The sequence below is a fragment of the Curtobacterium sp. C2H10 genome, assembly GCF_025407985.1.
Lineage (GTDB): Bacteria > Actinomycetota > Actinomycetes > Actinomycetales > Microbacteriaceae > Curtobacterium.
The window spans coordinates 44,228-64,158 of the sequence record NZ_JABXGF010000008.1; the positions used below are offsets into that span (position 1 = coordinate 44,228).

Annotated in this window: 21 protein-coding genes and 1 riboswitch; of the genes, 10 read left to right on the forward strand and 11 right to left on the reverse strand. The window is 70.8% G+C overall.

Features of this window, described 5'->3' with window-relative positions:
- Positions 1-26 precede the first annotated feature (26 nt).
- From HWD93_RS05860 to gcvT, 7 genes are all read right to left on the reverse strand, one after another.
- Positions 27-1,769, reverse strand: a complete 1,743-nt coding sequence (locus HWD93_RS05860) for an ABC transporter ATP-binding protein (RefSeq protein ID WP_261646325.1) — start codon at positions 1,767-1,769, stop codon at positions 27-29.
- Positions 1,766-2,716, reverse strand: a complete 951-nt coding sequence (locus tag HWD93_RS05865; protein WP_070416716.1) for an ABC transporter permease — start codon at positions 2,714-2,716, stop codon at positions 1,766-1,768. Before HWD93_RS05865 ends, HWD93_RS05860 begins: the two co-directional genes overlap by 4 nt.
- Positions 2,706-3,635 carry an ABC transporter permease gene (locus tag HWD93_RS05870; RefSeq protein ID WP_071294538.1) on the reverse strand — a complete coding sequence of 310 codons (930 nt, stop codon included), beginning with the start codon at positions 3,633-3,635 and terminating at the stop codon, positions 2,706-2,708. Before HWD93_RS05870 ends, HWD93_RS05865 begins: the two co-directional genes overlap by 11 nt.
- Positions 3,636-3,866: 231 nt before the next feature.
- Complete coding sequence (locus HWD93_RS05875) at positions 3,867-5,495, reverse strand: ABC transporter substrate-binding protein (RefSeq protein ID WP_070416718.1); 1,629 nt, start codon at positions 5,493-5,495, stop codon at positions 3,867-3,869.
- Positions 5,496-5,809: 314 nt separating this feature from the next.
- Positions 5,810-8,734, reverse strand: a complete 2,925-nt coding sequence (gene gcvP / locus HWD93_RS05880; protein ID WP_261646326.1) for an aminomethyl-transferring glycine dehydrogenase — start codon at positions 8,732-8,734, stop codon at positions 5,810-5,812.
- Complete coding sequence (gene gcvH, locus HWD93_RS05885) at positions 8,731-9,108, reverse strand: glycine cleavage system protein GcvH (protein ID WP_071294536.1); 378 nt, start codon at positions 9,106-9,108, stop codon at positions 8,731-8,733. The genes gcvP and gcvH overlap by 4 nt, the downstream gene beginning before the upstream one ends.
- 4 nt (positions 9,109-9,112) lie before the next feature.
- On the reverse strand, positions 9,113-10,231 hold the full coding sequence (gene gcvT / locus HWD93_RS05890) for a glycine cleavage system aminomethyltransferase GcvT (RefSeq protein ID WP_261646327.1): 1,119 nt from the start codon (positions 10,229-10,231) through the stop codon (positions 9,113-9,115).
- Between the two features lie 170 nt (positions 10,232-10,401).
- Positions 10,402-10,504: riboswitch (glycine riboswitch) on the reverse strand.
- Positions 10,505-10,597: 93 nt separating this feature from the next.
- On the opposite strand from gcvT, the gene HWD93_RS05895 reads away from it, so the two are divergent.
- Genes HWD93_RS05895 through HWD93_RS05910 form a run of 4 tightly spaced genes read left to right on the forward strand, consistent with a single transcriptional unit; the run spans position 10,598 to position 12,492 of the window.
- A complete protein-coding gene (locus HWD93_RS05895; RefSeq protein ID WP_070416722.1) occupies positions 10,598-10,972 on the forward strand; it encodes a BlaI/MecI/CopY family transcriptional regulator in 375 nt (124 codons plus the stop codon).
- 10 nt (positions 10,973-10,982) lie between these two features.
- A complete protein-coding gene (locus HWD93_RS05900; RefSeq protein WP_070416723.1) occupies positions 10,983-11,723 on the forward strand; it encodes a M56 family metallopeptidase in 741 nt (246 codons plus the stop codon).
- 35 nt (positions 11,724-11,758) lie between these two features.
- On the forward strand, positions 11,759-12,241 hold the full coding sequence (locus HWD93_RS05905) for an FBP domain-containing protein (RefSeq protein WP_070416724.1): 483 nt from the start codon (positions 11,759-11,761) through the stop codon (positions 12,239-12,241).
- Positions 12,238-12,492, forward strand: coding sequence for a hypothetical protein (locus tag HWD93_RS05910; protein ID WP_261646328.1), 255 nt, complete (start codon positions 12,238-12,240; stop codon positions 12,490-12,492). Before HWD93_RS05905 ends, HWD93_RS05910 begins: the two co-directional genes overlap by 4 nt.
- Positions 12,493-12,511: 19 nt before the next feature.
- Here the strand turns inward: HWD93_RS05910 and HWD93_RS05915 are convergent, their stop codons facing one another.
- A complete protein-coding gene (locus HWD93_RS05915) occupies positions 12,512-13,399 on the reverse strand; it encodes a LysR substrate-binding domain-containing protein (protein WP_261646329.1) in 888 nt (295 codons plus the stop codon).
- A 69-nt stretch (positions 13,400-13,468) separates the two neighbouring features.
- Here HWD93_RS05915 and HWD93_RS05920 point away from each other — a divergent pair, with 69 nt between their 5' ends.
- From HWD93_RS05920 to HWD93_RS05930, 3 genes are read left to right on the forward strand one after another with little or no spacing between them, the layout of a single operon-like run.
- The gene (locus HWD93_RS05920) at positions 13,469-13,966 is read left to right on the forward strand and encodes a GNAT family N-acetyltransferase (protein ID WP_071302033.1); all 498 of its coding nucleotides are present in this window, start codon (positions 13,469-13,471) and stop codon (positions 13,964-13,966) included.
- 43 nt (positions 13,967-14,009) lie between these two features.
- Positions 14,010-14,210 carry a hypothetical protein gene (locus HWD93_RS05925; protein ID WP_071294532.1) on the forward strand — a complete coding sequence of 67 codons (201 nt, stop codon included), beginning with the start codon at positions 14,010-14,012 and terminating at the stop codon, positions 14,208-14,210.
- 58 nt (positions 14,211-14,268) lie between these two features.
- On the forward strand, positions 14,269-15,054 hold the full coding sequence (locus HWD93_RS05930) for a class I SAM-dependent methyltransferase (RefSeq protein WP_261646330.1): 786 nt from the start codon (positions 14,269-14,271) through the stop codon (positions 15,052-15,054).
- 63 nt (positions 15,055-15,117) lie between these two features.
- On the opposite strand, the gene HWD93_RS05935 is transcribed toward HWD93_RS05930, so the two are convergent.
- Both HWD93_RS05935 and HWD93_RS05940 read right to left on the reverse strand, forming a co-directional pair.
- Positions 15,118-16,305: a MalY/PatB family protein gene (locus HWD93_RS05935; RefSeq protein WP_261646331.1), complete on the reverse strand. Its 1,188-nt coding sequence runs from the start codon at positions 16,303-16,305 to the stop codon at positions 15,118-15,120.
- A gap of 146 nt (positions 16,306-16,451) precedes the next feature.
- Positions 16,452-17,333: an AraC family transcriptional regulator gene (locus HWD93_RS05940; protein WP_261646332.1), complete on the reverse strand. Its 882-nt coding sequence runs from the start codon at positions 17,331-17,333 to the stop codon at positions 16,452-16,454.
- Positions 17,334-17,430: 97 nt separating this feature from the next.
- Between HWD93_RS05940 and HWD93_RS05945 the strand changes: the two genes are divergently transcribed.
- The 3 genes from HWD93_RS05945 to HWD93_RS05955 all read left to right on the forward strand — a co-directional run bounded on the left by HWD93_RS05945 (position 17,431) and on the right by HWD93_RS05955 (position 19,437).
- Entirely contained in the window at positions 17,431-18,207 is a 777-nt protein-coding gene (locus HWD93_RS05945) for an isocitrate lyase/phosphoenolpyruvate mutase family protein (RefSeq protein WP_261646333.1), read from the forward strand.
- Positions 18,208-18,290: 83 nt separating this feature from the next.
- Positions 18,291-18,917 carry an HD domain-containing protein gene (locus HWD93_RS05950; protein WP_261646334.1) on the forward strand — a complete coding sequence of 209 codons (627 nt, stop codon included), beginning with the start codon at positions 18,291-18,293 and terminating at the stop codon, positions 18,915-18,917.
- 232 nt (positions 18,918-19,149) lie between these two features.
- Positions 19,150-19,437 (forward strand): hypothetical protein, encoded by a 288-nt coding sequence (locus tag HWD93_RS05955; protein WP_071294526.1) that lies wholly within the window; start codon positions 19,150-19,152, stop codon positions 19,435-19,437.
- Positions 19,438-19,499: 62 nt separating this feature from the next.
- Here the strand turns inward: HWD93_RS05955 and HWD93_RS05960 are convergent, their stop codons facing one another.
- Positions 19,500-19,916 carry a hypothetical protein gene (locus HWD93_RS05960; RefSeq protein ID WP_261646335.1) on the reverse strand — a complete coding sequence of 139 codons (417 nt, stop codon included), beginning with the start codon at positions 19,914-19,916 and terminating at the stop codon, positions 19,500-19,502.
- Positions 19,917-19,931: the final 15 nt, after the last annotated feature.

Sequence of the window (19,931 nt, forward strand, 5' to 3'; positions counted from 1 at the left end):
TCCGGCCTCGTTCGTGTCCAGCGGGATCAGCGTCCGAACTCGAACCCGGCGCCGGGGATGGCGTCCAGCAGGTCCTTCGTGTACTGCTCACGCGGGTTGGCGAAGACCTCGTCGGTGGTCGCCTTCTCGACGATCTGTCCCTTGCGCATGACGCAGACGTTGTCCGCCACGAGGCGGACGACGGCCAGGTCGTGCGTGATGAACAGGTAGGTCAGGCCCAGCTCGGACTGCAGCTCGGTGAGCAGGTCGAGGATCTGGCCCTGCACGAGCACGTCGAGCGCGGAGACCGCCTCGTCGAGCACGATGACCTCGGGCTTGAGCGCGAGGGCCCGCGCCACGGCGATGCGCTGCCGCTGTCCGCCCGAGAGCTCGTTCGGGTAGCGGTTGACCATCGACTTCGGCAGCGCGACCTGGTCGAGCAGTTCGAGCACGCGGGCCCGGCGGGACGCCTTGTCGCCCACCTTGTGCGTGTGCAGCGGCTCGGCGATCGTGTTCCCGACGTTGTACATCGGGTCCAGCGAGCCGTACGGGTCCTGGAAGACCGGCTGCACGCGGCGGCGGAAGTCGAAGAGGTCCTTGCCCTTCAGCGCGCCGATGTCGATGCCGTCGAACTGGACCGTGCCGCTCGTGATGGCCTCGAGCTGCAGGACGAGCTTCGCGACGGTCGACTTGCCCGAACCGGACTCGCCGACGAGCGCCGTGGTGGTGCCCTTCGGGATCGAGAACGAGACGTCGTCGACGGCCTTCAGCTCGCGGGAGGCGAGGTTCTTGCCGCGCAGCTTGTAGACCTTCTCGAGGTTCTTCACCACGATGAGGTCCTTCGCCGGTGCCTGCTCGCGCTCCTGGGCGCGGGCGAGGAGCTCGGCGTCGTCGCTGCCGACGTCCGCGATGTCCACGCGCTGGTGCTGCACCTTGGACTGGATGCGACGGCTCGCGAGCGACGGTGCCGCGGCGACGAGGCGCTGCGTGTACGGGTGCCGCGGGTTCGCCAGGATCTCCTTCGAGGGCCCGGCCTCGACGACCTGGCCCTTGTACATCACGACGAGCTTCTCGGCGCGCTCGGCAGCGAGGCCGAGGTCGTGCGTGATGAACAGGACGGAGGTGCCGAAGTCGCGGGTGAGGGTCTCGAGGTGGTCGAGGATCACGCGCTGCACGGTGACGTCGAGCGCACTCGTCGGCTCGTCGGCGATGAGCAGCTTCGGGCGGCTCGACAGACCGATGCCGATGAGCACGCGCTGCCGCATGCCGCCGGAGAACTCGTGCGGGTACTGCTTCAGGCGGGTCGACGCGTCGCCGAGGCCGGCCTCCTGCAGGACCTCGACCGCACGGGCACGGATGGCGTGCTTGCCGGTCGCGATGCCGTTGGCCTTGATGGCCTCTTCGACCTGGAAGCCGATCGACCACAGCGGGTTGAGGTTCGACATCGGGTCCTGCGGGACGTAGCCGATCTCCTTCCCGCGGATCTCCGACATCTCCTTGTCGCTCAGGCCGACGAGCTCGCGCCCGTTGAACTTGATCGACCCGCCGGTGACCTGGCCGGTCCCGGGCAGGAGCTTGATGATCGACTGGGCGCTCGTCGACTTGCCGGAGCCGGACTCGCCGACGATCGCGAGCCGCTCACCCTGCTCGAGGGTGAAGCTGGCGCCGCGGACCGCCTGGACGAAGCCGTTCTGCGTCTTGAAGCCGACCTCGAGGTCGGTGATCTCGAGCAGGGGCGCGCCGGAGCCGCCGGTACGGCTGGCGTTCGGCTGGGTCAGTGTCTCGCTCATCGGCGGGCCCTCGCCTTCGGGTCGAGTGCGTCGCGGACCACGTCACCGAGGAGGAGGAACGCGAGCACGGTGATGGACAGGGCGGCGGACGGCCAGAAGATGGTCGACGGCGCGGTGCGGATCGACGCCTGGGCGTTGCCGATGTCGACACCCCAGCTGAGCGCCGACTGCGGCAGTCCGATACCGAGGAAGGACAGCGTGGCCTCGGCGACGATGAACGTACCGAGGGACACCGTCGCGACGACGATGACCGGTGCGAGCGAGTTCGGGACGACGTGGCGGACCAGCGTGGTGAAGCGGCTGACACCGAGCGCGGCCGAGGCCGTGACGTAGTCGGACTGCTTCGCGCTGAGCACGGCGCCGCGCATGATGCGGGCGATCTGCGGCCACGCGAACACGGCCAGCACCAGCGACACCGTCAGGGCGTTCCGCGCGGGGATCACGGACATGATCACGATCGCGCCGAGGACCGTCGGGATCGAGAAGAAGATGTCACCGATGCGGGACACGATCGTGTCGAGCCACCCGCCGAAGAAGCCGGCGAGGGCACCGATCACGATGCCGACGATCGACACGAGGACGGTCGCGACGACACCGACGATGAGCGAGTTGCGCGTGCCCCAGATGGTGCGGGCGTAGACGTCGTTGCCCTGGCGGTTGAAGCCCAGGATGTGGCCGGCCTCGGGTCCCTCGTTGCTCTTCGCCAGGTCCGCCGCACGCGGGTCGACGTGGGCGAAGAGCCCCGGGAAGAGCGCCACGAGGACGATCAGCAGGATGAGGACCGACGACACCCAGAACATCGGACGGGTCCGCATCGAGTCCCAGGCGTCGCTCCAGGTCGAACGGGTCTTCTCGTCCTCGTTGACCTGGTCGACCGCCTGGAGCGGGGTCTCCTCGAGCGGGGCGACGTAGTGCGTCGCCGAGCGGGGTGCGGCGTTACTTGGCATAGCGGATCCTCGGGTCCAGGACGGCGTAGAGCAGGTCGACCAGGAGGTTGGCGAGCATGAAGATGATGACCATCACGGCGACGAACGACACGACGGTCGGACCCTCGCCGAGCTTGACGGCCTGGAACACCGTGCCACCCACACCGTGGATGTTGAAGATGCCCTCGGTGACGACCGCGCCGACCATCAGGTTGCCGATGTCGACACCCAGGTAGGTCACCACGGGGATGAGCGAGTTGCGGAAGATGTGCACACCCACCACGCGACGGCGCGGGAGCCCCTTCGCGGTCGCGGTGCGGACGAAGTCGGCCGACACGTTCTCGGCGACGCTCGCGCGGGTGAGGCGGACGATGTACGCGAACGACACCGACGCCAGCACGATCGCGGGCAGGACGAGCTCGGACCACGGCGCCTGACCCGACACCGTGACCCGGAACAGGCCGAGGTTGATGCCGAGGACGTACTGCAGCAGGAAGCCGACCACGAACGTCGGGACCGAGATGAGCAGGAGGCTCACGACCAGGGCGGTCGCGTCGAAGAGCTTGCCCTTGCGGAGACCGGCGATGACACCGACGACGATGCCGGCGATCGACTCGAACAGCAGGGCGAGGATCGCGAGGCGAGCCGTGATCGGGAAGGCCTGCGCGAGCTGCGAGCTCACGGGCAGACCCGAGTAGGTCAGCCCGAGGTCACCGCGGAACACGCCGCCGATCCAGAGCAGGTACTGGATGATGAACGGCTTGTCGAGGTTGTACTGCTGGCGCAGCTGCTCGATGACCTGCGGCGACGGCTGACGGTCACCGAACAGGGCGGCGATCGGGTCACCCGGCAGGGAGAACACCATGAAGTAGATGAGGAACGTGGCCCCGAAGAACACGGGGATGAGTTGCAGGAGGCGCTTGCCGAGGTACCAGGCCATCAGATCCCTGCCTGGTTCGGGACGCGCATGTCGTTCAGGTTCATGTCGTGAGGGGTGGACGGTCCGCGGGTCGGCACGGGAGTCCGGTGCGGGCGGCGGCGCCCGCTGTGGTGGGGGAAGGTGTTGCCGCCGAGGTACGGGGGCTCGGGAGCCTGGTGGGCTCCCGAACCCCCGTCCGGTGGTCGCGGAGCAGGATACCCGTCCGCGATGTGTCTCACGAGGAGACTGAGGTTACTTCTTGACCTCGACGTCGTAGTACAGCGGCACCGAGTTCCAGCCGAACTTCACGTTCGACACGGTGTCCGCGTTCCACACGCCGGTGACGTTGGAGTACCACAGCGGGATCTCCGGGAGGTCCTTGAACAGGAGCTCCTGCGCCTGGTCGAAGAACTTGTTGCCCTCTTCGACGGTCGCGGCCGAACGGCCCTTCTGGAGGAGCTCGTTGTACTCGGCCGAGTCGTAGCGCGAGTAGTTGCTCGACGAGCCGTCACCCATGGTCGGGCCGAGGAAGTTGTACAGCGACGGGTAGTCCGCCTGCCAACCGGTACGGCTGCCGCCCGTGAGCTTGTCGTCCGTCTGGACCGCGAGGGCCTCGGCGAACGTCGGGTACGCCTTGCCCTCGGCCTTGATGCCGAGCGTGCTCGAGATCGAGTTCGTGACCGCGGTCACCCACGCCTCGTGTCCGCCGTCGGCGTTGTACGAGATGGTGAGGGTGTCGTTGTACTTCGAGATCTTGTCGGCCTCGGCCCACAGCTCCTTGGCCTTCGACTTGTCGTAGGTCAGGACGTCCGAACCGTCGAGGTCGTCGTTCCAGCCGGCGATCACCGGGGAGGTGAAGTCCTTGGCCGGGGTGCGGGTGCCGTCGAAGATCTTGTCGGTGATCTGCTTGCGGTTGATCGCCATCGAGATCGCCTCGCGGCGGAGCTTGCCCTCTTCACCCTTCCAGTGGTCGAGGTAGTAGGGCAGGTAGATCGCCTGGAAGATCGCGGCGGCCTGGTTGACGTTCGAGTCCGGGAAGTCGGACTTGTAGGTCGCGAAGGCGCTGTCCGGCACGGCGTCGAGGACGTCGAGGTTGCCGCCCTGCGCGTCGGAGTACGCGGTGTCCTGCGAGGTGTAGAACGTGACCGTCAGGCCACCGTTCTTCGGCTTGCGCTTGCCCTCGTAGTCCTTGTTGGTGACGAGCTTGATCGACTGGTTGTGCGTCCACGCACCCTTGCCGTCGAGCTTGTACGGGCCGTTGCCGATCGGGTTCTCACCGAAGGCCTTGGTGTCCTTGTAGAACTCCGAGGGCAGCGGCACGAACGCCGAGTAGCCGAGCGACAGCGGGAAGTCCGACTGCGCCGACTTGAGCGTCACGGTGAACTCGTCGTCGCTGACGACCTTGAGGCCGGTGAGCTCGGAGTCCTTCGTGGCGTCGTAGCCCTCGATGTTCTCGAAGAAGTAGCTCGCGCCCTGCTTGTTCGAGAACTGGGCGGCCCAGTTCCACGCCTTGGTGAACGACTCGGCCGTGACCTTCTCGCCGTTGGTGAAGGTGTAGTCCGTGTTGAGCTTGATGTCGAACGTCTTCGAGTCATCGGTGTCGATGCTCTTCGCGACCTCGTTCACCGGCTTGCCCTTGGCGTCGTAGGACACCAGGCCTTCGAAGATCGAGTCGATGATCTTGCCGCCGCCGACCTCGGTGGTGTTCGAGGGGATGAGCGGGTTCTGGGGCTCGTTGCCGTTGGTGGTGACGATGCCGGACGCGTTCGTCGAGCCCGCCTTGTCACCTCCACTGCTGCTGTTGCTGGAGCAGCCGGCCAGGGCGATTGCTGTGGCCCCGAGCACGGCGAGGGCTGCGAGCCCAGCGCGCTTCTTGATCAAGATTCCTCCTGGTGCATGGGACGCGGCGGGCGCACGGGTGCCTGCTCGCCACGTTTGACCTTTGCACTGTAGGCAGTGTGGGGAGTGCTCACCAAGCCCAGGGGAGATCGGTTACAAATCGGAAACCAAGTTGCACGATCCTTGCGAGAGGATGCAAGATTCGGGCGGATCACGGACGCCGGGGCGAGATTGTTGCAACCGCATCGAGATGCTTGCGTCCGTGCACAACTCTGTGCAAGCCGATTGCCTGGCTGCGCACAGCAGTGTGCCCCGCCCGGGACACCGGACGGGGCACACGTTACGCGAGCTCGGGATCAGGCGAACGCCTCGACCGGCGGGCAGGCGCACACGAGGTTGCGGTCGCCGTACGCCTGGTCGATCCGGCGCACCGGCGGCCAGTACTTCCGGGCGCTGATGCCCGGCAGCGGATAGACCGCCTGCTCGCGGGTGTAGGCGTGCGTCCACTCCCCCGAGATCACCGACGACGCGGTGTGCGGGGCGTGCACGAGCGGGTTGTCGTCCGCTGGCCACTCCCCGCGCTCGACCGCCGAGGCCTCGGCACGGATGGCGAGCATCGCGTCGACGAAGCGGTCGAGCTCGGCGAGGTCCTCGCTCTCGGTCGGCTCGACCATGAGCGTGCCCGCGACCGGGAACGACATCGTCGGGGCGTGGAACCCGTAGTCGACCAGGCGCTTCGCGACGTCGTCCACCGTGATGCCCGTCGTGTCCCGGAGCGGGCGGAGGTCGAGGATGCACTCGTGCGCGACGAGACCCGACTCCCCCGTGTAGAGCACCGGGAACGCGTCGCGCAGGCGTGCGGCGATGTAGTTCGCCCCGAGCACCGCGGCCTCGGTCGCACGGGTGAGCCCCTCGAGCCCCATCATCCGGACGTACGTCCACGTGATCGGCAGGATGCTCGGGCTGCCGTACGGCGCTGCACTGACCGGGCCACCGGCGTGCGCGTCGCGGTCGGAACCCTCGGCGCGCACGGAGCCGGTGCGACGGTCGGCGTCCTGCGCGAACGGGTGGCCCGGCAGGAACGGTGCGAGGTGCGACTTCGCCGCGACCGGCCCGACCCCGGGCCCGCCGCCGCCGTGCGGGATGCAGAACGTCTTGTGCAGGTTGAGGTGCGAGACGTCCCCGCCGAAGTCGCCGAACCGGGCGTGGCCGAGCAGGGCGTTGAGGTTTGCGCCGTCGACGTAGACCTGGCCACCGGCGTCGTGCACGGCGGCGCAGATCTCGCGGATGTCGTGCTCGTAGACGCCGTGCGTGGACGGGTACGTGATCATGAGCGCGGCGAGCTGGTCGCCGTGCTGCTCGGTCTTCGCGCGGAGGTCGTCGAGGTCGACGTTGCCGTTCTCGTCGCAGGCGACCACGACGACCTGCATGCCGGCGAGGACGGCCGACGCGGCGTTCGTGCCGTGCGCGCTCGACGGGATGAGGCAGACGGTGCGGGACTCGTCGCCGCGGGACCGGTGGTACCCGCGGATCGCCAGGAGTCCGGCGAGTTCGCCCTGACTGCCCGCGTTCGGCTGCAGGGAGACCGTGTCGTACCCCGTGACCTCGGCCAGCCAGGACTCGAGGTCGCCGATCATGTCGAGGTAGCCCTCGACGTCGTCGCGCGGCGCGAACGGGTGGATGTTCGCGAACTCCGGCCACGTCACGGCCGCCATCTCGGTCGCCGCGTTGAGCTTCATCGTGCAGCTGCCGAGCGGGATCATGCCGCGGTCGAGCGCGTAGTCCTTGTCGGCGAGGTGCTTGAGGTACCGCATCATGCGGGTCTCGCTGCGGTGGGCGCTGAAGACCGGGTGCGTCAGGTACTCGCTGCTCCGCAGCAGGTCGGACGGGAGGCGCGTGGCCACGTCCCGCACGGCGGTCTCCGTCGCCGGGACGGTCGCGTCGACCGCGCCGAACACGACGGCGAGGGCCGTCACGTCCTCGGGCGTCGTCGTCTCGTCGACGGACAGCTGGAAGGTGTCGGCGTCGACGAGGTGCAGCAGGCGGTCCGCGTCACGGGCCGCGGCGACGAGTGCCTCGGCGCGTCCGGGGGCGCGGAGGGTGAGCGTGTCGAAGAACGCGTCGTGCACGACCTCGAGCCCGGCGTCACGGGCGGCCCCGGCGAGCGCCGATGTCGTCCGGGCGACGCGGTCCGCGATGAAGCGGAGCCCCTCGGGACCGTGGTACACGGCGTACATCGAGGCCATCACGGCGAGCAGGACCTGCGCGGTGCAGATGTTGCTCGTCGCCTTCTCGCGGCGGATGTGCTGCTCGCGGGTCTGCAGGCTGAGGCGGTAGGCCATCTGCCCGTCGGCGTCGAAGGACACCCCGACGAGACGGCCGGGCAGCTGGCGCTCGAGGCCGGCACGGACGGCGAGGTACCCGGCGTGCGGGCCGCCGAAGCCGAGCGGGACGCCGAAGCGCTGGCTCGTGCCCACGGCGACGTCGGCGCCGAGGTCGCCGGGGCTGGCGAGGAGCGTCATCGCGAGGAGGTCCGCCGCGACGACCGCGATGCCCCCACCGGCGTGCACGCGCTCGATGACCGACGACGGGTCGACGATCCGACCGGAGGCTCCGGGGTACTGCACGATGACGCCGAAGGCGCCGTCGAGCTGCTCGTCGGTCGGTCCGGCCACGGCGTCGAACCCGCGCAGGGCGATGCCGACGGCCTCGGCCCGGTGGTCGAGCAGCGCACGGGTCTGCGGCAGCAGGTCGGCGTCGACGAGGAACGCGTCGCCCGTGACCTTGGACGCCCGGCGGGCGAGGAGCATGCCCTCGACCACGGCCGTGCCCTCGTCGAGCATCGAGGCGCCGGCGGTCGCCATGCCCGTCAGGTCCGAGACCATGGTCTGGAAGTTGATGAGCGCCTCGAGCCGGCCCTGCGAGATCTCCGGCTGGTACGGCGTGTAGGCCGTGTACCAGCTGGGGTTCTCGAGCACGTTCCGCTGGATCACCGCGGGGGTGTGGGTGCCGTGGTACCCGAGCCCGATCATGGCGCGACGGACGGTGTTGCGGGCGGCCTTGGCGCGGAGTTCGGCGAGCGCCTCGGTCTCGCCGATCGCCGCGGGGATGCCCGAGTGGACGGTCGGCGCCGCGTGGATCGCCTCGGGGATCGCGGCGCGGACGAGGGCGTCGAGGGACGGCTGGCCGACGGCGTCGAGCATCGTCCGCTGGTCGGCGGGGGTGGTGCCGATGTGGCGGTCGGCGAAGGACGTCTGGAGGTTCTGGAGGTCGCCGGTCATGCGATGGACGCCCGGTACGCGTCGTGGTCCATGAGGTCCTCGGGGAAGGAGGTGCCGTCCACCTTGATCTTGACGAGCCAGCCGGCGCCGAACGGGTCCTGGTTGACGGTGTCGGGGGCGTCGACGACGGCGTCGTTGATCGCCACGACCTCGCCCTCGATCGGGGCGAAGAGTTCGCCGACGCTCTTGGTCGACTCGATCTCGCCGATCTGCTCGCCCGCGGTGGTGGCGGTGCCGACGGCGGGGAGCTCGACGTAGACGACGTCACCGAGCTGTTCGGCGGCGTGGTCGGTGATGCCGACGGTGACGGTGTCGCCCTCGACGAGCAGCCACTCGTGGTCGGCCGTGTACTGGAGTGCGGTCTGGTCGGTCATTGCATCAGCCTTTCGAGGCGCGGCGGTAGAAGGGGAACGCGGTGACGGTGCTGGGGATGGCCGTTCCGCGGACGTCGATGTGGAGGAGCTGTCCCTCGGTGGCGAACGCCGGGTCGACGAACGCCATCGCGACGGGGTGGCCGAGGGTCGGCGAGAGCGCACCGGAGGTGACGGTGCCGACGACGACGCCGTCCTGCACGACGTCGTACCCGGCACGCGGGGCCCGGCGGCCCTCGGTGACCAGGCCGACGAGCACGCGGGCGTCGTCCGACGGGGTGACGCCGGTGGCGCCGACGAAGTCGCCGTCCTTGGCCACGACCCGGCCGAGGCCGGCCTGGGCGGGACGGACGTCGGTGCCGAGCTCGTGCCCGTAGAGCGGCATGCCCGCCTCGAGCCGGAGGGTGTCGCGGGCGGCGAGGCCGGCGGGCACGACCCCGCGGTCGGCGCCGGCCTCGAGCAGGGCGTCCCAGAGCGCTCCGGCGACGGACGGGTCGCTGTAGACCTCGAAGCCGTCCTCGCCGGTGTAGCCGGTGCGGGCGACGAGGACCTCGGCGCCGTCGAACACCGCGTGCAGCGCCCGGTAGTACCCGAGCTCGTCGAGGGGGCTCTCCGGCTGGAGCCGGTCGGCGACGACGAGCGCGTCGAGCGTTCCGGCAGCGGCCGGGCCCTGGATCGCGACGAGTGCGGTGGTGTCCGAGTCGTCCGACACCTCGACGTCGAAGCCGTCGGCCCGTGCGGTCAGGGCGTCCACCGCGACCTGCCGGTTCGACGCGTTCGCGACGACGAGGAAGACGTCCTCGTCGGTGCGGTAGACGACGAGGTCGTCGAGGATCCCGCCGTCCTCGGCGAGGAGGAGTGAGTACTTCGCCCGTCCGACCGGCATCGCGCCGAACGACCCGGCGAGTGCGTGGTCGAGGAAGGCCACGGCCTGCGGACCGGTGACGCCGACCTCCGCCATGTGCGAGAGGTCGAAGACACCGGCGGCCTGACGCACGGCGTGGTGCTCGGCGAGGTCGGACGAGTAGCGGACGGGCATCCGGTACCCGGCGAAGTCGGTGAAGGTGGCGCCGGCGGCTTCGTGGGCGGGCTCCAGCGGCGACGAGCGCAGTGGGGACGTTGGCATGGGCGGAGTTCTCCTGGCATCGGCAGGACCCGACGACCGTCGTCGGGCGGAACTCCCCCTCTGTCATGGGCCTGAGAGTTTCACCGCGGCCCGTGAGGTCCGGCGGCTTTCACCGTGGGCGAGCCACGGACCGACCCGGTGGGGGCATCGTGGCTGCTTTTCAGAGTGGCCTGTCCGCTGCGGTGTGGGACCTGAGAGATTGTCGGGGGGATTGCTCCTTCGGTGCCGTGCTGGGTGCCCAGGGCACCGCACGACGTCTCCCGCGACGGATGAACGGCCGGTCTTCAGTTGTCGGGCCGATCATACCGACCCCGCGTTTCGGGCATGTGACGGACCCCGTGGTTCGACATCTCGTAGAATGCGGGGATGGCAGGTCAGCGATCACGCCCCCGCGGGCAGCTCGAGCAGGCGGTGCTCGACGCGCTCTGGTCGGCGGACGGCGGGCTCAGCGCGCGCCAGGTGCTCGACGCCTTCCCGGAACCCCGGCCCGCACTGACGACCGTGCTCACCGTGCTCGACCGCCTCGGTCGCAAGGGCCGGGTGGAGCGGCAGCAGCACGACGACGCACCGCTCACCTTCCGTGCGACGAACAGCAGGGAGGAGCAGACCGCCTCCCTCATGTCGAACGCCCTCGCTGCCGCGACCGACCGCGAAGCCGCCCTGCTGCAGTTCACCGGCTCGCTCGCCTCCGACGACCTCGACGTCATCCGCCGCGCCCTCGACGCCCGAGCCCGTTCCTGACGGATCCGCCGTGGTCGTCACCGGAGTCGTCCTCATCGCGCTCGCCCTGGCGGTCGTGGTGCTCGCGCCCCGGGTCCTGACCCGCTCCGCGTGGACGATCGACCGGCCGCGAACCGCGCTGGTGTGCTGGTCGGTGGCGGTGCTGCTCGGCGTGGTCGGCTTCGTCGCGGGCATCACGTTGCTCGTCGTGGCGAACCGCCCGATCACCGACCCGATGGGCTTCGGCGGCTCCCCCACGCACGGCCTCAACGTCGGGGTCGCCCTGCTCGCCGTGCTCGCGTTCGTGATCGCGGTCCGGGTCCGGCCCGGCCCCGAGCACGAGGCCGTTCGCGAGGCGATGCGCTCCGGCGCGGCACCGCACCGCGAGATCGACGGCACGCCGGTGTCCGTCCTCGAGGCGGACCACGCACTCGCCTGCGCTGTCCCCGGCAGGTCCGGCGGCGTGCTCGTGAGCACCGGGCTCGCGGACCGTCTGCGCACCGACGAACTGGAGGCCGTGGTCGCCCACGAACGCGCGCACCTGACCCAGCGCCACGCGGTCGCGGTCGGGATCGCCGAGTCGATCGAGCGTGCGGTCCCGTGGATCCCCGGTGCGCGCGCCATGGCGCGCTCGACGCGCGTCCTCGTGGAGTTCGCCGCCGACGACGCGGCCGCACGACGTGTCGGACGCGACGCGCTGCGGCGAGCCGTCCTGGTGGCGGACGGGACGAGCGCGCTCGGGGCGATCCGCGCCTCCCGTCTGGGGTCCTGACGCGTGTCGGCGGTGGGGCATATGGTGATGGCACCGTGAAGCCACTGACCGAAGCAGACATCCGTTCGTCGTTCGTCAACGCCACCCCGGACGAACTCGCCCAGCTGCCCATCCCCGGCCTGCACGAGACGCTGTGGGACGAGCGCGAGTTCCTCGGGTGGCGCGACCCGCAGGCCGCCCGCCGCGGCTACATCGTGTCGTGGATCGACGACCGCCCGGTCGGGATCGTCGTACGCTCCGCCGGCGGGTCCCTCCGCCCCGGGATCGCGGCGATGTGCTCGTTCTGCCACTCCCCGCAGCCGGCGACGCAGGTCCGCCTGTTCTCGGCCGCGCGTGCCGGAGAATCGGGGCGGAACGGCAACACCATCGGCTCCTACATCTGCGAGGACCTCGGGTGCCCGATGCTGATCCGCACCGCGCCGCCGCACCTCAACCCGCCGGCGACGATCGCGATGCGCGGCGAGGCGCTCCTGCAGCGGGTGCGGAACTTCACCGAGGACGTGGCGAAGACCGCGTGAGCCGGTTCAGCACCGCCCGGTGGGCCGTCGTCGAGGAACTCGGAGACGGCCGGTGGCGCCTCACCCTTTGCGACGAGGCCGACGACGAGCTCGGCGCGTTCGGACTCGGCGTCGAGGGGCCGTGGGACCCGGACGTCGAACCGCACGTGGGCTTCGTGCTCGCGCAGCTCGGCCTGACGCTCCGCGGCACCCGACCCTGGCGGGTGGACGAGCTCGGGGACCAGCGGGCACCGGTGCTGCCGCTGGCGTGAGGGGACCGGCGCTGCGGACTCACTCCGTCGCGGCGATGAAGTTCCGCAGGATCTCGCGGTCGTCGTCGGCGCGGGCGGCCCAGACGAGCTCGCTCCGGTGGTCGTCCGCCTCGAGCGGCAGCAGCACGACCGTGTCCGGAGCGGCCAGCGTGGCGCTCTCCGGCGCGACCGTCACCCCGAGGCCGGCGCCGACCAGGTGCAGCACCGTGGCCCAGGTGGTGGCCTCCTGCACGACCACGGGTCGCCGGGCGCCGGACACCACCGGGGCGAGGTTGCGTTCGGTCGCGACCGATCCGGCCTCCGCCGGGAAGAACACGAACGGGTCGTCGAGCAGCTCCGGTCCCCGGATCGATGCCCGTGCCGCGAGCCGGTGCCCGCGCGGGACCGCTGCCACGAACCGCTCGCTGCGGAACGGCAGGAAGCGCACGGCCGGGTCGGGATCGGGGTCTCGTACGATCGCCAGGTCGAGCTCCCCGCGGACGATCCGCGCCAGCAGGGTCGACGAGTAGCCCTCGGTGAGTTCCACGCGGACGAGCGGGTAACGCTCCCGGAACACCTGCACGCGTTCGATCGGACCGAGCGGCAGCGCGGAGACGACGAACCCGACGTCGAGGCGACCCGCTTCGCCCCGGCCCACCCGCACGGTCTCGTCGAGGTCCCGGCGCGCCTGTTGCAGGAGTGATCGTGCCCGGCCCTGCAGCACCCGTCCGGCCGGGGTGAGCGCGACGCTGCGGCTCGTCCGCACGAAGAGGTCGACGCCGAGCGCCCGTTCCGTCCGCCGGATCTGCTGCGACAGTGCCGGCTGCGCGATCCGGAGCGCCTCGGCAGCACGTCCGAAGTGCAGTTCGTCGGCCACGGCGAGGAACGCCCGGAGCTGCCGGAGGTCGACGTCGGGCTCGCGATCCATGCACACAGCGTATCGATCCACGCGAACGAGTATTGGACGGGACTCGGCACGGCGTCCGAGGATGGGTGCATGCCCGATGCGACCACCACTGACGCCGTGCTCATCACCGACATCGCCTCCGCTGCCGACGCCGAGGCGTTCCGCGTCCTCAACGAAGCGTGGATCAGCCGGTTCTTCACGCTCGAGGACGAGGACCGGAAGCTCCTCGGCGACCCGCTCGGCCAGATCGTCGAGCCCGGCGGCGCCGCCTTCGTCGCACGGCTGGGATCGGACGGGCCGGTCATCGGCTGCGTCGGCATCGCGCCCGTCGGGCCCGGGGTGTTCGAGCTGGTCAAGATGGCCGTCTCGACCGAGCACCAGGGGCACGGCACCGGCCGCAAGCTCATCGCCGCAGCGCTCGAACGTGCCCGGGCGATCGGCGCGCACCGGGTGGTGCTGGAGAGCAACGCGCAGCTGGCGAGTGCCGTGCACCTGTACGAGGCGTTCGGGTTCCGCCACCTCGGCCACGACGAGGTCGCGCCGAGCCCCTACGCCCGCGCGGACGTCCACATGACACTCGACCTCTGAGCGGAGCCGCCAGGGAGCAGTACCGACCCGGTACGCTCGCGGCATGGCGACACACGAGGTGCAGGCCGTCCGCGAACGCGGCGCGTGGCAGGTGTTCATCGACGGGTTCCTGGTGACCGAGGTCACCCGGTGGCCCTCCGTCGGGTTCGTCGCCCGCGAGTGGATCGGGCTCACCGAAGAGGTGCCCGCGCGCGAGGTCGACCTGACGATCCGCGTGGTCGGACGCAACCAGTACGTGGCCTGACGCTCCCCGTCAGCGAGCAGCTGCGACGAGCTGGCGCCCTCGCCGGGGAGACGCCACCATGGACCGCGTGAGCACCACCACCTTCGACGACCTGATCGCGATCGGCGAAGCCGCCGACGTCACCGGCTGGGACTTCTCGTGGCTCGACGGCCGCGCCACCGAGGAGCGCCCGCCGTGGGGCTACGCGAAGCTGCTCGGCGAGCGACTCGGCCGCCTCGCCGAGGTCCCCGGTTCCGCCAGCCTCGACGTGCAGACCGGCGGTGGTGAGGTCCTCGCCGAGGCCACGGCGTTCCCGGCCACGGCGGTCGCGACGGAGTCCTGGGCGCCGAACGTCGCCGCCGCCACTCGGCTCCTGCACCCGTGCGGAGTGGTCGTCGTCGCTGACCCGGACGAACCACCGCTGCCCTTCGCCGACGGCGCCTTCGACCTCGTGACGAGCCGGCACCCCGCCGCGATCCACTGGGACGAGATCGCCCGGGTACTCGCCCCCGGAGGCACCTACTTCGCCCAGCACGTCGGCCCGGCGAGCGTGTTCGAGCTCATCGAGTTCTTCCTCGGCCCGAAGCCGATCGAGCGTCGGGGGCGACACCACGACGACGAGGCCGACGCCGCGCGCGCCGCCGGCCTCGAGGTCGTGGACCTCCGGACCGCTCGCACCCGCATCGAGATCCGCGACGTCGCAGCGGTGGTCTACCTGCTGCGGAAGGTGATCTGGTGGGTGCCGGACTTCAGCGTCGAGCGGTACCGCGACCGTCTGCGCGACCTGCACGAGCTGATCCAGCGGGACGGACCGTTCGTGGCGTCCTCAGCCCGGCACCTCGTCGAGGCGCGCCGACCCGAGTAGCCGACCCGCGCCTCCAGGCCGACGGCAACAGCCGACAGCTGACGGCCCACACCAGCCCGCCGCTCACGCGACGTGCCAGACCAGCCCCTCCTGCGCACTCGACGGGTAGGCCGCCGCGATCCGCAGCACCGCCTCGCGCAGCGTGTCCGGCGAGCACGCCAGGTTGAGCCGCGCGAACCCGCGGCCCTGCGACCCGAACCCGAGACCGGAGTTCAACGCGACGTAGGCGTGCTCCCGGAGCGGCACGGCCGGGTCGTCCCCGAGCCCGATGCCGCGGAAGTCGAGCCACGCGAGGTAGCCGGCGCGGGGCCGGGTGTACACGACGCCGGGCAGGTGCTCCGCGAGGAGGGAGCCGAGCAGCCGTTCGTTCGCGACGATCCGGGCGACCACGTCGTCGAGCCAGTCCGTCGCCAGGCTGAACGCCGCGAGGTTCGCGTGCAACCCGAGGATGCTCGTGCGGCAGGCGACCTCCTCCCAGAGCGTGTCGAGGAGCGCTGCCGTTCGTGCGTCCCCGGCGACGATGATCGAGCACTTCACCCCGGCGAGGTTCCAGCCCTTGCTCGCGCTCGTCACGCAGATGCTCCGCGCACCAGCGGGCTCGGCGACCGCGGCGAACGGGGTGAAGCGGACACCGGGGTGCGTCAGCGGTGCGTGGATCTCGTCGCTGATGACGAGGACGTCGTACCGTGCGGCCAGTTCGGCGAGCGCCACGAGGTCGTCGTGGTCGTGCACGAGGCCGACGGGGTTGTGCGGGTTGCAGAGCAGGAAGACGCGGACGCCGTCGGAGAAGGCGCGCTCGAGCCCCTCGAGGTCGAGCCGGTAGACGCCCCACTGCTCGAGCAGCGGGACCTCTTCCACCTGACATCGGGCCTCTTCGACGAGCTCGAAGAACGGCGGGTACACCGGCGGCGTGATCGCGACCCGGCCGCCGTCCGGCAGCGCGAGGCGGAGCGACTCGACGATCCCGACGCTGACGTCCGTGGCGAGGGAGACCCGGGCGGGGTCGACGTCCCAGTCCCAGCGGTCCTTCGCGAACGCGACGAACGCCGGTGCGAGCGGCCCGGGCCCGTCGAGGTACCCGAGGTCGGACTGCTGCACCCGCTCGATGAGCGCCTGCCGGATCGCCGGCGCGACCTCGTGGTCCATCTCGGCGACGAACAGGGGCAGCACGTCGGGCGCGTACCGCGTCCACTTGATGCTCGTGCGGACCCCTCGCAGGGTGCCGACCGGGTCCTCCTCGTCGTGCGCCATGCGTCCCAGCATGCATCGGACTGGAGGCGCGGCGCGAGTCCGGCCGTCATCCTGCGTCGTGCGCGGGCCGGCCGCGGATCGCATCGTGAGCAGAAATGGTCGGGTTGCCTGCGCCGACCCGACCATTGCTGCTCAGCAGATGCGCGTCACGCCCCCGGCTCAGGCTCGACCGCGAGCCAGAGCTCGGCCTCCGCGGTACGACCGCCGGGTGCGAGCCGGACACGAGCGATCTCCGGCGCCGCCACGAGACGGTACGGGTTGGCGGGCAACCACTCCCCGAACGCCTGCGGCCACAGCGCCTGGATCGCTCCGGGCACCGGTCCCGAGCCGGAGAACACGACCCACGTCGCAGCCGGCACCTCGATGACGTCGAGGCCCGGTGCGCTCTCGACCGAGGTGGCGGCGACCACCGAGTAACGGAGGAGACTGCCGTCCGCGCGGCCCTCGGCGAACGCATCGGAGACGGACAGCACGCCCGAGGGCTCCTGGTCGGACAGTCCGGCGATGCGCTCCCGGTCCTCGGGGGTGATGCTGCGTTCGAACGCCTGGATCGCGTCGTTCGGCCCCTCGTACACGAGCGGGACACGGGTCGAGCGTCCGACGAGACGGAAGGCGGGTTTCTGGACGAGGCGGTACTGCACGGGAGTGCTCCCTTCGACGGTGAGACGGAAGGACAGCCGACCCTGCGACCGGAGGACGGCGCCGGGCTCGCGGGCCTCCTGCGGCCCGATGCCGTGCACGGCGCGGAACGCCCGCCCGAAGGCATCGGCCGAGCCGTACCCGAAGCGTGCGGCGACGTCCGAGACGGTCGTCGTCCCCGAGGCGATGACGGCCGCGGCGAGCGTCATCCGCCGACGTCGGACGTACTCGGAGAGCGGCATCCCGGCGAGCGCGGAGAACACGCGCCGGAAGTGGTACTCGCTCGTCCCGGTGATGCGCGCGAGCTCGTCCACGTCGAGCACGGTGTCGTCCGGGCCGCCGTCGAGGTGTTCCTCGACCGCGGCGATCGCCTCGTTCCAACGCTCCATGTCGGTGTCCTTCCTGGTGGTGTCCTCGACGCTACGGTGACGTCGCGCGACGGACACGATGATCCCTGCCCGAGCTGGTCGGCCTACTGTCTGCGTCATGAGCACGAGCACCGCCGACAAGGCGACCACCCTCAAGCAGCTGCACGAAGCACCGGAGATCCTCCGCGTCGTCAACGTCTGGGACGCGATCAGCGCGAAGGTCGTCAGCGACCTTCCGGAGACGAAGGCGATCGCCACCGCCGGGCACTCCATCGCCGCGTCGCACGGGTACGACGACGGCGGGATGCCGCTCGACCTGGCACTGTCGGGCGCCGCGATCGTCGCCGCCGCCACGGACCTGCCCGTCACGGCGGACCTCGACGACGGCTACGAGGACCCGGCCGAGACGATCCGCCGCGCGATCGCTGCGGGGATCGTGGGCGCGAACGTCGAGGACCGCCTCCGCCCGTTCGACGAGGCCGTCGCCCGGGTCGCCGCCATCACCGCCGCCGCCCAGGCCGAGGGCATCGACTTCCAGCTCAACGCCCGCACCGACGCCATCGCCCGCGGCGGGGACCGCCCGATCGAGGAGAGCATCGCCGACGCGATCGCCCGCGGCAAGGCGTTCCTCGACAACGGCGCCGCACTGGTGTTCGTGCCGGGAGCCATCCAGCGGGACGTCGTGGAGCAGCTCGTCGCGGGCCTCGGTCGCGGCAAGCTGTCCGTGATCGGGCTGCCGGGCGCCCTGCCCGCCGCCGAGTACGAGGCCCTCGGGGTCGCCCGCATCTCGTACGGCCCGCTCACGCAGCGCGTCGCGCTCCGCGCGCTGCGCGACCTGGCGACCGACCTGTACGGCGGTGGCGTCGTGCCGGAGGACACCCCGACCCTCAACTGAACCAACACGCGGCCTGGAGGCGCGGTGCCAGCTGGCACCGCGCCTCCCGTCCGTCGGTCGGTCGCCTCCGATACCTTCTTGCCATGACCCTGGACGTCGACGCGCTGCTCGCACCGCCTTCCTCCGTCGCCGCGCGGGCGCTCGATGTCGTGCGTGCGTGGTCCTCGCCGGCGCTCGTGAACCACTGCCTGCGCTCGTGGGCGTGGGCGTCGCTCCTCGCACCGACCATCGAGCTCGAGCCGGACCGCGAGCTGCTGTTCGTCGCCACGATGCTGCACGACCTCGGCGTGACGCCGTCCTTCGATGCCCACGCCGTGCCGTTCGAGGACGCCGGCGGTGCGGTCGGCAGCGTGTTCGCCCTCGGTGCCGGGTGGGACGCCGCCCGTGCCCGTCGGGTCGGTGAGGTGATCGAGCGTCACATGTGGACGTCGGTCGACCCCGCGCTCGACGTCGAGGGACACCTGCTCGAGGTCGCGACCTCGCTCGACGTCTCCGGGGCCGGGTTCGCCCGGTGGACGGCGTCAGACCTGCTCGCCGTCACCGCGGCAGTCCCCCGCCTCGACTTCTCCGAGGCGTTCGACGGGCTGATCCACGAGCAGGCCGGTCGCAAGCCGTCGTCCTCCGCCGCCAGACTCGACGGCTCGGGCAACATCGCTGCCGGTGGGATCCGCTGGACATCGTTCCTGGACAATCCGGGCATCGTCGAGTAGAGTGTTCTTTTGGTGCACTGCAGCGAACCCATCTGACTCGCGCACACCGAACCGTCTCGAAGCCGACTCACCCGAGTCGCATTCCCACGAGACCACCGCTCGATCCGAACGGACGAGCTGCACGTCGAAGCTCGACGTGCGCGCCCCGCACTCGATGCGTCGCGCCGGACTCAGCCGTCCGCCGACACCGAGTCGCCCTGGGCGCCGAACGACCAGGAAGTACCGCAACACCATGACCAGCAACGAACGAATCACCATCACCGGCACCGCCCTCGCGGCGCCGACCGTCTCCCCCGACCGCATCGCCGAGTTCGGTGTGCGCGACGAGCGCTCGCAGCGCGAGTACCTCGTCCGCATCCCGGCCGACGACCTCGGTCTCTTCATCACCCGTGGCGCCCGCGTCGACATCGACGGCGAGGCCGGCTGGACCGTGCCCGGTCGCTCGTGGCGCGGCGAGGCGAGCCGCACGCTCGTGCAGGCGCAGTCCGTCCGCGTGGGCGAACTGGCACTCGCAGCCTGAGCCCCAGCACGCACACACGAAGGCCGCCGAGCACTGCTCGGCGGCCTTCGTCGTGGGTGGGGTCAGTCGGTCTTGTCCGCGGCCGCCGTGTCCGCCGCGGTCGTGTCCGCGGTCGCCGTATCCGCGGCCGCCGTGTCCGCGTCCGCCGTGTTCGCTTCGTCGGCGTCGGCGAAGCGGTGCCCGCCGTCGACGTCCACCGGCCGTTCCGTCCCCGCTCGCTCCGCAGCGTCCCGCAGCCGCCGGATGAACGCGTGGTCCTCGGGCTCGAGTTCGTCGTCGGGCGCCGCGCTCACGGTCAGCTCGCTCGCGGGGCCGATCAGCACCGTCGTCCGGGTCACCGAGCCGTCATCGGCCACCGCGGGGATCGCAACGGTGTCGGTCCTGCCGTTGGCACCGAGGATCGCCGCGTAATCCGCGACCGCATCGGCGATCGCGTCCCCCGTGAGGATCTGGCTGCCGTCGTAGTGGATGTACTTCACGTTGCCTCCTAGCCT

Bases quoted from the DNA above. Each gene is read 5' to 3' on its own strand.
- HWD93_RS05915 (WP_261646329.1), bottom strand. From the start codon at position 13,399: ATGGATCGCGAGCCCGACGTCGACCTCCGGCAGCTCCGGGCGTTCCTC.
- HWD93_RS05865 (WP_070416716.1), bottom strand. From the start codon at position 2,716: ATGCCAAGTAACGCCGCACCCCGCTCGGCGACGCACTACGTCGCCCCG.
- HWD93_RS05870 (WP_071294538.1), bottom strand. From the start codon at position 3,635: ATGGCCTGGTACCTCGGCAAGCGCCTCCTGCAACTCATCCCCGTGTTC.
- HWD93_RS05920 (WP_071302033.1), top strand. From the start codon at position 13,469: ATGCCCGATGCGACCACCACTGACGCCGTGCTCATCACCGACATCGCC.
- HWD93_RS05930 (WP_261646330.1), top strand. From the start codon at position 14,269: ATGGACCGCGTGAGCACCACCACCTTCGACGACCTGATCGCGATCGGC.
- HWD93_RS05950 (WP_261646334.1), top strand. From the start codon at position 18,291: ATGACCCTGGACGTCGACGCGCTGCTCGCACCGCCTTCCTCCGTCGCC.
- HWD93_RS05925 (WP_071294532.1), top strand. From the start codon at position 14,010: ATGGCGACACACGAGGTGCAGGCCGTCCGCGAACGCGGCGCGTGGCAG.
- gcvP (WP_261646326.1), bottom strand. From the start codon at position 8,734: ATGACCGGCGACCTCCAGAACCTCCAGACGTCCTTCGCCGACCGCCAC.
- gcvH (WP_071294536.1), bottom strand. From the start codon at position 9,108: ATGACCGACCAGACCGCACTCCAGTACACGGCCGACCACGAGTGGCTG.
- HWD93_RS05895 (WP_070416722.1), top strand. From the start codon at position 10,598: ATGGCAGGTCAGCGATCACGCCCCCGCGGGCAGCTCGAGCAGGCGGTG.
- HWD93_RS05940 (WP_261646332.1), bottom strand. From the start codon at position 17,333: ATGGAGCGTTGGAACGAGGCGATCGCCGCGGTCGAGGAACACCTCGAC.
- gcvT (WP_261646327.1), bottom strand. From the start codon at position 10,231: ATGCCAACGTCCCCACTGCGCTCGTCGCCGCTGGAGCCCGCCCACGAA.
- HWD93_RS05860 (WP_261646325.1), bottom strand. From the start codon at position 1,769: ATGAGCGAGACACTGACCCAGCCGAACGCCAGCCGTACCGGCGGCTCC.
- HWD93_RS05955 (WP_071294526.1), top strand. From the start codon at position 19,150: ATGACCAGCAACGAACGAATCACCATCACCGGCACCGCCCTCGCGGCG.
- HWD93_RS05935 (WP_261646331.1), bottom strand. From the start codon at position 16,305: ATGGCGCACGACGAGGAGGACCCGGTCGGCACCCTGCGAGGGGTCCGC.
- HWD93_RS05945 (WP_261646333.1), top strand. From the start codon at position 17,431: ATGAGCACGAGCACCGCCGACAAGGCGACCACCCTCAAGCAGCTGCAC.